We start from the raw sequence: 8,299 nt of genomic DNA, 5'->3' as shown, positions 1-8,299 counted from the left end.
GTCCCAGTGGTAGTGGTTGATGATCGGCATCATCAGCGGCACGAAGATCAGGAAGATCGAGACGCCGTCCAGCACCATGCCCACCGCCACCAGCAGCAGCACGAGCAGCGACAGCACGCCGAACTCGCCCAGGCCGGACTGCGTGATCGCCCTGGTGACCGGGTCGATGATGCCCAGCGTGGAGAGCGAATAGGCGAACACGCCGGCCAGCGCCACCACCAGCAGGATCACGGCGGAGATCTCGCCGGCCTCGCGCAGGATCACGAACAGGTCGCGCACGCCGATCGTGCGGTGGATCGCCATGCCGACGAACAGGCCGTAGAACACCGCCACCACGGCGGCTTCGGTGGGCGTGAACCAGCCGGCACGCATGCCGCCGAGGATCACCACCGGCGCGGCGAGGCCCCAGCTCGCCTCGCGCAGGCTGCGCCAGAAGGGCGGTCGCGGCAGCTGCGCCTCGGCCGCGCCCATGCCGTTGCGGCGCGCCATCCACACGGCGGGCACGATCAGGGCCAGACCCACCAGCACGCCGGGCACCATGCCGGCGGCGAACAGCGCGGGCACCGAGGCGCCGGGCACCAGCACCGAGTAGACGATGAAGGCGATCGAGGGCGGGATCAGGATGTCGGTGGCCGCGGCCGCGCCGACGATGGAAGCCGAGTAGCCGGCCGGGTAGCCCGCGCGCGCCATCGCGGCGATCATCACGCCGCCCACTGCGGCGGCGTTGGCCGGGCCGGAACCGGAGACGCCGCCCAGGAACATCGCCACGGCGATCGCCACCAGCGGCAGCATGCCGGAGCCGCGGCCGACGATGGCGACCGCGAAGTTCACCAGCCGCGCGGCGACGCCCGAGCGGTCGAAGATGGAGCCGACCAGCACGAACATCGGGATGGCCAGCAGCGGGTACTTGCCCAGGCCCGCATAGAAGTTCTGCGGCACCGCCAGCAGGCCGAACCACTGCGTGTCGGCATTGGCCAGCGCGATGGCGGCGGCACCGGCCAGGCCGAGGGCGGCGCCGATCGGCACGCCCACGACCATCATGCCGATGAAGATGGCGAACAGGAGGGCGCCGATCACCGTGCACGCCTCCGGCGCAGGAACAGTCCGAAGGCGCGGCCGGCGATCGCCAGCGACAGCAACGGCAGCCAGATCGAATACCACCACTGCGGCACGCCGATGCCGGGCGAGGTCTCCTCGTACTTCCAGTGGTCGTAGACGAGGCGCGTGCTGAGCGCCGCCAGCAGCACGAACAGCACGCACACCATCAGCGCGCCGAAGCGGGCCAGCTTGCGCTGCCGCTCCTCGGGGCCGGCGTCGGCGAAGAACTCGATGCGGATCTGGCGGTTGCGCGCCACCGAGGCGGAGCCGGCCACCAGCACCAGCACGATCATCAGGTGGACCGAGATCTCCTCGGTCCAGGCGAAGGACTGGTTGGTGAAGTAGCGCACCACCACGTTGGCGAAGGTGATCAGCGCCAGCAGGCCCATCACGATGACGGTGAGCCAGTCCTCGATGGCGAGCGGCACGCGGGTCGGCTCCTCGGGCGCCTCCTCCAGCGGCAGCTCCTCGGGCACGTTGTGCGGCACTTGCGTCATGGCCGTTCCCCTTGCCCGCGCAGAGCGCGTGCGGCCGCGACGATCGCATCGGCGTCGACCCGCGACTGCGCTTCCAACACCGGCGCATAGCCCACCGGGATGCGCGGGGCACCGAGGCGGCGCACGCGGCAGCCCGTCGCCTCGGCCGCGGTGGCGGCGATCTCGGCGCCGAAGCCGGCGGCCTGCACGGCCTCGTGCACCACCAGCAGCCGGCCGGTGCGCGCGCACGAGGCCAGCACCGCCTCGCGGTCCCAGGGCCAGATGCTGCGCAGGTCGATCAGTTCGGCCTGCACGCCTTCGGCCGCGAGCGCCTCGCAGGCCTGGGTGCAGGCCTGCAGCTGGCGGCTCCAGCTCACGATGGTGAGGTCGGCGCCGGGCCGAACGATGCGCGCACGCCCCAGCTCCGCGGGCTGGGCGGGATCGACCTCGCCCTGCAGGCCCCACAGCGTCTTGTGCTCCATGTACACCACCGGGTCGCCGCTGGCGAGCGCCGCGCGCAGCATGGAGTAGTTGTCCTGCGGCGTGGCGGGGCAGACCACCACCAGGCCCGGCAGGTGGGCGAACCAGCTCTCCAGCGATTGCGAGTGCTGCGCCGCCGACGCATCCCAGATGCCGATCGGCATGCGCACCACCATCGGCACGCGTCCCTGGCCGCCGAACATGAAGCGGTTCTTGGCACCCTGGTTGGCGATCTCGTCCATCGCGCAGAGGGCGAAGTCCACGACGCGCATCTCGATCACCGGCCGCAGGCCCGCGAGCGCCATCCCGACGCCGGCGCCCAGGATGGCGGCTTCGCTGATCGGGGTGTCGATCACGCGCTGCGTGCCGAAGCGCTCCTGCAGGCCGCGGTACTGGCCGAAGATGCCGCCGCGGCCGACGTCTTCGCCGAGCACGACCACGTTCGCATCGGCTTCCATCTCGTGCTGCAGGGCCAGCTGCGCGGCCTGCGCATACGTCATCAGCGCCATTGGCCCGCTCCCGTGGTCTGCACGTCGGTGAAGGCGCTGGCCGCCTCCGGCCAGGGCGCCGCGTCCGCAGCGGCCAGTGCGCGCTGCACTTCCTCGGCCGCTTCGCGCCCGATGGCTTGCAGCTGCGCGGCGTCGGCACCCGCCAGTGCGAGGTACGCGGCGCGGGCACGCACGATCGGGTCGTCGCGCAGCGCCGCTTCCAGTTCCTTCGGATCGCGGTAGGCGGCCGGGTCCACCGAGACGTGGCCCTTGACGCGGTAGGTGATGGCGTGCAGCAGGTGCGGGCCGTTGCCGGCGCGGACCTGCGGCACCAGTTCCGCCGCGGCGCGGTGCACCGCGATCACGTCGTTGCCGTTCACCTGCACGGCGGGGATGTCGAGGCTGGCAGCGCGGGCCGAGGCGCCATCGCCCGCGGTCATCGGGCCGCTCGGCGTGGTGGCGCTCCAGCGGTTGTCCTCGCACACGAACAGCACCGGCAGCTCGTACACGCGGGCCCAGTTCAGCGCTTCGAGGAAGGGGCCGCGGTTGATCGCGCCGTCGCCGAAGAAGCAGGCCGTGATGCCCTGGCGCCGCTGCAGCTTCTGCGCGTGCGCGGCACCCACGGCGATCGGCAGGCCGGCGGCCACGACACCGTTGGCGCCCAGCATGCCGACGGAGAAGTCGGCGATATGCATCGAGCCGCCCTTGCCGCCGTTGTAGCCCGTGGCCTTGCCGAACAGCTCGCACATCATGCGCACGGGATCGGCGCCCTTGGCCAGCGTGTGGCCATGGCCGCGGTGGGTGGAGGTGAGGTAGTCGTCGGGGTGCAGGTGCGCGCACACGCCGGCGGGCACGGCCTCCTGCCCCGTGGACAGGTGCAGCGGCCCGCGGACCTGCGCGGTCACGCCCGCCGTCATGCCGTAGGCGCTGACGCCGCCCTGGCTCGCGACTTCCGCCGCATCTTCGAACGCCCTGATCCGGACCATCGTCCGGTACAGGGCCAGGAGAGTCTCCGTCTCTGTGGCCATCACTCAAGCCTTGTTGTCGTGCAGCCATTGTAGAGAGCGCGCGGAGGGCCTCCGCGCGCAGCGCGGCTGTGGACAAGGGTTTTCCCTTAAGTGTCGGGGGCGATTCCTCTGCATGTACGTCGCTGCAGAGCCCGGCTTTGCCCCGGTGGGGCGGGTCCTTCCGTTCCTCCCTCGTTCAGGATCGAGCGCCTATGCTGGAACGCATGATGATGAAAGCTACACCGATGCGAAGCGCAACTGCGCTGCTGCCGAGGCACAACCGGCTGATCGCCATGGGCGCGCTGCTCCTGGGTCTGCTGTTCCTGCTGCCGCCTGCGTGGGCGGCGGTGGACCGCGAGCAGGCGGCCGCGATCGCGCAGCGCGTGACCCCCGGCCGGGTGCTGGCGGTGGAACGCGGCGTGCACGTGGACGGCACGATCGTGTGGCGCATCCAGGTGCTCACCAAGGCCGGCGAAGTGCGCATGGTGGTGATCGACGCGGAAACCGGGCGCTCGCGCTAAGGCTGCAACCCTGCCGCGATGGCCGCTACTGCTTCACGCGCGCCGCAGGCGGCGCCGTGCAAGCCTTCTTGGTCTGGTCGCGGAAGCACTTCTTGATGAAGGCGGCCTTGGCGCTGTCGCTTGCCTTGGCGCGAGGCGCGGGGGCGGCAGCGTGCAGTGCAGGAGCCGCCATTGCAGCGGCCGCGATGATCACGAGAAGTTTCCGCATGAGGCCTCCACGAAGTCCGCAGCGTACCAGTCTCCGGCCGGGACGGCGCTCACCACCAACCTACACCTTGCCGCGCCACCGCTGCTCCTTGATCGCCGCCTCGGCCATCACCGTGAGCCCGGTGCCGATGAGGACCAGCACGGCGCTGATGGCGAAACCGAGCGGCCCTTCCGGGACGATCCACGTGGGGTACTGCGGATAGGCCTCGGCCAGCGTCCGCAGCGCAGGCAGCTTGGCTTCCGCACGTTCGGTATTGAGGGCCACCAGACCGCCCCGCGCGAAGACGGCACCGACGATCAGGATGGCGCCGACCAGCAGGCTGGTCTTGCCCAGCACGAGATAGCGCCGGGGCGCGCGACGGATGATGCTGCGAAGCCAATGCATGCCGTCACTCTAGCGCGCCGACCGGGCCGATCACGGATGCGGCGCGTGGAATGCCCGCCTGCTGTACCTTCAGAGATCGTCTTCGGTCGTCCGCATGAGGATCACCGGAGCCTCACCGGCCTGCAACAGATCGATGGCTGCCGCCGCGGCCTTGCTCAGGTCGATGATCCGGCCGCGCACGTGCGGGCCGCGGTCATTGATGCGCACGACCACCTCGCGGCCGTTGCGCATGTTGCGCACGAGGACCAGCGAGCCGAACGCCAGCGTCCGGTGGGCCGCCGTCCTCGCATTCATGTCGAAGCGCTCGCCGCTGGCCGTCAGCTTGCCGTGGAAGCCGGGGCCGTACCACGAGGCCTTGCCGCGGCCAATTTCGCCACCCTGCGGCTTCTCCGGTGCGACAGCATCCGGGCGGGGCCGGGGCAACTCCGGCGGCGTGGAGCATCCTGCAAGCACGCCCGCAAGGGCGAGCACCATGCAGGCGGGTCGCAGCCATCGCGTCGGCGTGGGCAGCCGTGCCGAGGGGTGTTTGCCAGGAACTTCGACGGCAACCGGACAATGCATCGGCGCATTGTAGAAAGCCCGCCGGACCGTCCGCCGGCTAGATCGCGTGGCAGGCCAGGCACAGCGCGCTGCGTGCGTTGCTGACGCGCAGGAACAGTGCCTTGTCGATGTGCGGGTCGTGGCAGCTGGCGCACTCCACGAAGGGCTCCGCGACGGTCTGTCCGGTGTAGCCGTCGGTGCGCGTGCGCGTATAGAGGCTCAGGTCGGTCTTGCGGCGCGTTGCGCTCGCGCCCGCCTCGGTCTCGATCCACCAGACGCGCACTTCGTTCAGCACCGCGGACTGGGGCCGCCGGAAATCGGGATTGTTGGTCATGGCTCCCGGCGCGGCTTCCGTGATCCCGCCGCCGCCGTACTGCACGCCGATCGGGTGGTCGTCGCGCAGGTCGGTGCCGAGATTGCTGTAGCTCGTCACCGACGCACCGCTTGCGGAGCGGGTGCCGGCCCAGGTGTCTTCGGCACGCCCGGAGGAAGACGTATTGATCACCGCGCTCATGGCCTGCGCCCCGTCGTGGCAGGACAGGCACGCGAGCGAGACGGATCCCACCGGTGCCAACCGGCCGGTGAGCGTGGAGGTGCCCAGCGTGTCGTAGGTGCGGTACATCGCCGGCGAGGGCAGGGCGCGGTTCCACTGCGGCACGGCGGCGCTGGCGTCGGCACCGATGGGGGTGTGGCAGAAGACGCAGATCTCCTCGGCATCGCCGGAGGGCGTCACGCCCGGCCCGCCGCTCGTGAGGTTGTGCTTGGAATTGGCGAGCTGCGCGCAGACCGGGCTCGCTACCAGGGCGAGGACCAGCCCCACAGCGGCGAACGCACGATCGCAGGCGTGGCGAAGCATGCGGCCTCAGAGGTCGCGCCAGTCCTTGGCCTGTTCGAACGCCAGGGCCGCGCGGTAGATCGTGCCCTCGTCCCAGTGCCGCCCCACCAGCATCAGCCCCACCGGCAGGCCGTCCACCTGCCCGCACGGCAGGCTCATGGCGGGATGCCCGGTGGCGTCGAACTGGCAGGTGTTGGGCAGGACCTCGAACGCTCGCGCGATGACGTCTTCCACCGGCGCGCCGGGCGGCGGCAGGGGCGTGGCCGTGATCGGCAGCGTGGGCATCAGCAGCAGGTCGTGCCGCGCCAGCACGTCGTCGTAGGCCTGCCGCAACTGGCGCGCGAGGTTCTGCGCCTTGGCGTAGTAGCGGCCGCGGTAATGCTGGATGAAGTACTCGCCCAGCACCATCGTGATCTTGAGCGTCTCCGAGAGTTCGTCGGCGCGCTCCTTCCAGCCGGCGTGGTAGTCGACCAGGCTCGTCACGTAGAGGCCCTTCCAGTTGAAGCCGTGGCCGTTGTCCTTCATCATCTGCTGCGTGGCGCCCTCGGCGGCGATGGGCAACCAGATCGCCGGGCCCACCTTGTGCATCGGCACCGAGAGCTCGGTCACCTCCGCACCGAGCTTGCGCAGCGCATCGGCCGCTGCGCGCACCTTGGCGTTCACCTGTGCGTCCGACTGCGGCCACTCGAAGCCCTCCTGCACCACGGCGATCTTCAGGCCGGCGACGCCACCCTTCATGAGGTCGGTGTACGGGCGGGACGCCTGCTGCGCGTACTGGCGCGGATCGAGGCCGTCGGGGCCGGCCAGCACTTCCAGCATCAGCGCGTTGTCGGCCACCGTCCTCGTCATCGGGCCGGTGTGGTCCAGCGTCAGCTCGATGGGCATCACGCCGGTGTAGGGCACGAGCCCGTGCGTGGGCTTGAGGCCGACGACGCCGCAGAACGAAGCGGGCATGCGGATCGAGCCGCCCTGGTCGCCGCCGATCGCCATGTCCACCTCGCCGGCGGCCAGCAGCGCGGCGCTGCCGGAAGAAGACCCGCCCGCCGAATAGCCCATGCGCCGCGGGTTGTGCACCGGGCCGGAGGCGCTCGTGTGCGAGCCACCCGAGAAGCAGAAGTACTCGCAGACCGACTTGCCGACGATGGTCGCGCCGGCATCGAGCAGGCGCGTGGCGATCGTGGCGTCGACGTTGGGCACGTAGCCCTCCAGCGTGGAGGCGCCGTTCATCATCGGCACCCCGGCGAGGCAGACGTTGTCCTTCAGCACGACCCTGCGGCCTTCGAGCTTGCCGCCCGGCTTGCCCTTGATCGTGGTCTTCACGTACCAGGCGCCGTAGCGGTTCTCCTCGCCCGTCGGCCGATAGCCCGGCGTGCGGGGGTAGGTGACGGTGGGCAGGTAGTCGGGCAGCGCATCGACGACGTCGTAGGCATCGAAGTTCGGCTGCAGCAGCTGCTCGTACTTGGCGGCCTGTGCATCCGAGAGATGGATTCCGAGCTCGACGGCGATCTCCTTGAGCTGCTGCAGCGTGGGGCGCTTGACGGGCATGGCGGCCTCCGGGAGAGTGGACGTGCGGCGATTGTTCGACGCGCCTTTCGCCGGGTCAACGGCGCCGGTCGAACGGCTGCATGCGAGCGCCGCGCCAAGACGGACCATCCACCACCGGGATTGCGAATGAAGCCAGCCACCTTGCTCCTCACGGCGATGCTTGCCGCCTGCGGCGGTGGTGGAGGTGGCGACGGCGGCAGTGGCGATCCCGCGCCGCCGCCGGCGCAACCCCTCGCGCTCGCCACGTCGGTCGCGGTCTCGGGCCTGGACGCGCCGATGTTCGCCACCGCGCCCGCCGGCGATGCGCGCCTCTTCATCGTCGAGCGCGCCGGCCGCATCGTGGTCGTGCAGGGCGGCGTCAAGGTGGCCGCGCCCTTCCTCGACATTTCGGCAAGGGTCGGCACCGACGGCGAGGGCGGGCTGCTCTCGATGGCATTCGATCCCGCGTATGCACTCAACGGATTCTTTTACGTCTATTTCACGGAGACCAGCGGCGACATCGCGATCGAGCGCTTCCGCGTGTCTGCAGCCGACGCGAACCGCGCCGATCCGGCGCCGCTGCGCATCCTGACGATTCCCCACCGCTCCTTCTCCAACCACAAGGGCGGATTGGTCCGCTTCGGCCCGGACGGTTTTCTCTACCTCGCGACGGGAGATGGCGGCGGTGGCGGCGACCCGCTGGGCAACGGGCAGAACCTCGATTCGCTGCTGGGCAAG

11 protein-coding genes are annotated in these 8,299 nt (G+C 70.4%); 2 read left to right on the top strand and 9 right to left on the bottom strand.

The window, feature by feature from the left end; translation table 11 throughout:
- From VFM98_RS20485 to VFM98_RS20470, 4 genes are all read right to left on the bottom strand, one after another.
- On the bottom strand, nucleotides 1-1,077 hold a 1,077-nt coding region (locus VFM98_RS20485; RefSeq protein ID WP_325111742.1), incomplete at its 3' end, for a TRAP transporter large permease.
- A complete protein-coding gene (locus VFM98_RS20480) occupies nucleotides 1,074-1,595 on the bottom strand; it encodes a TRAP transporter small permease (protein ID WP_325111741.1) in 522 nt (173 codons plus the stop codon). The genes VFM98_RS20480 and VFM98_RS20485, both read right to left, overlap by 4 nt.
- The gene (locus VFM98_RS20475; RefSeq protein WP_325111740.1) at nucleotides 1,592-2,563 is read right to left on the bottom strand and encodes an alpha-ketoacid dehydrogenase subunit beta; all 972 of its coding nucleotides are present in this window, start codon (nucleotides 2,561-2,563) and stop codon (nucleotides 1,592-1,594) included. Before VFM98_RS20475 ends, VFM98_RS20480 begins: the two co-directional genes overlap by 4 nt.
- Nucleotides 2,554-3,570, bottom strand: coding sequence for a thiamine pyrophosphate-dependent dehydrogenase E1 component subunit alpha (locus VFM98_RS20470; RefSeq protein WP_325111739.1), 1,017 nt, complete (start codon nucleotides 3,568-3,570; stop codon nucleotides 2,554-2,556). Before VFM98_RS20470 ends, VFM98_RS20475 begins: the two co-directional genes overlap by 10 nt.
- A gap of 224 nt (nucleotides 3,571-3,794) precedes the next feature.
- Here VFM98_RS20470 and VFM98_RS20465 point away from each other — a divergent pair, with 224 nt between their 5' ends.
- Nucleotides 3,795-4,070 carry a PepSY domain-containing protein gene (locus VFM98_RS20465; RefSeq protein ID WP_325111738.1) on the top strand — a complete coding sequence of 92 codons (276 nt, stop codon included), beginning with the start codon at nucleotides 3,795-3,797 and terminating at the stop codon, nucleotides 4,068-4,070.
- A 25-nt stretch (nucleotides 4,071-4,095) separates the two neighbouring features.
- Here VFM98_RS20465 and VFM98_RS20460 read toward each other — a convergent pair whose 3' ends face one another.
- The 5 genes from VFM98_RS20460 to VFM98_RS20440 form a co-directional block, all read right to left on the bottom strand.
- Nucleotides 4,096-4,278, bottom strand: coding sequence for a hypothetical protein (locus VFM98_RS20460; RefSeq protein WP_325111737.1), 183 nt, complete (start codon nucleotides 4,276-4,278; stop codon nucleotides 4,096-4,098).
- A gap of 60 nt (nucleotides 4,279-4,338) precedes the next feature.
- Entirely contained in the window at nucleotides 4,339-4,662 is a 324-nt protein-coding gene (locus VFM98_RS20455) for a hypothetical protein (RefSeq protein WP_325111736.1), read from the bottom strand.
- A 69-nt stretch (nucleotides 4,663-4,731) separates the two neighbouring features.
- Nucleotides 4,732-5,136, bottom strand: a complete 405-nt coding sequence (locus tag VFM98_RS20450; protein WP_414709057.1) for a septal ring lytic transglycosylase RlpA family protein — start codon at nucleotides 5,134-5,136, stop codon at nucleotides 4,732-4,734.
- 124 nt (nucleotides 5,137-5,260) lie between these two features.
- Complete coding sequence (locus VFM98_RS20445; protein WP_325111735.1) at nucleotides 5,261-6,058, bottom strand: cytochrome c3 family protein; 798 nt, start codon at nucleotides 6,056-6,058, stop codon at nucleotides 5,261-5,263.
- Nucleotides 6,059-6,064: 6 nt separating this feature from the next.
- Nucleotides 6,065-7,582, bottom strand: a complete 1,518-nt coding sequence (locus tag VFM98_RS20440; protein WP_325111734.1) for an amidase — start codon at nucleotides 7,580-7,582, stop codon at nucleotides 6,065-6,067.
- 126 nt (nucleotides 7,583-7,708) lie between these two features.
- On the opposite strand from VFM98_RS20440, the gene VFM98_RS20435 reads away from it, so the two are divergent.
- Nucleotides 7,709-8,299 (top strand): PQQ-dependent sugar dehydrogenase (locus VFM98_RS20435; protein ID WP_325111733.1); only part of this gene is annotated, 591 nt, incomplete at its 3' end.

Origin of the sequence: Ramlibacter sp., from assembly GCF_035706265.1 — a bacterium.
In the GTDB taxonomy this organism is placed as follows: Bacteria; Pseudomonadota; Gammaproteobacteria; order Burkholderiales; family Burkholderiaceae_C; genus Ramlibacter.
The sequence above is the reverse complement of the archived record's forward strand: the minus strand, read 5'-3'. Positions and strand labels throughout refer to the sequence as shown.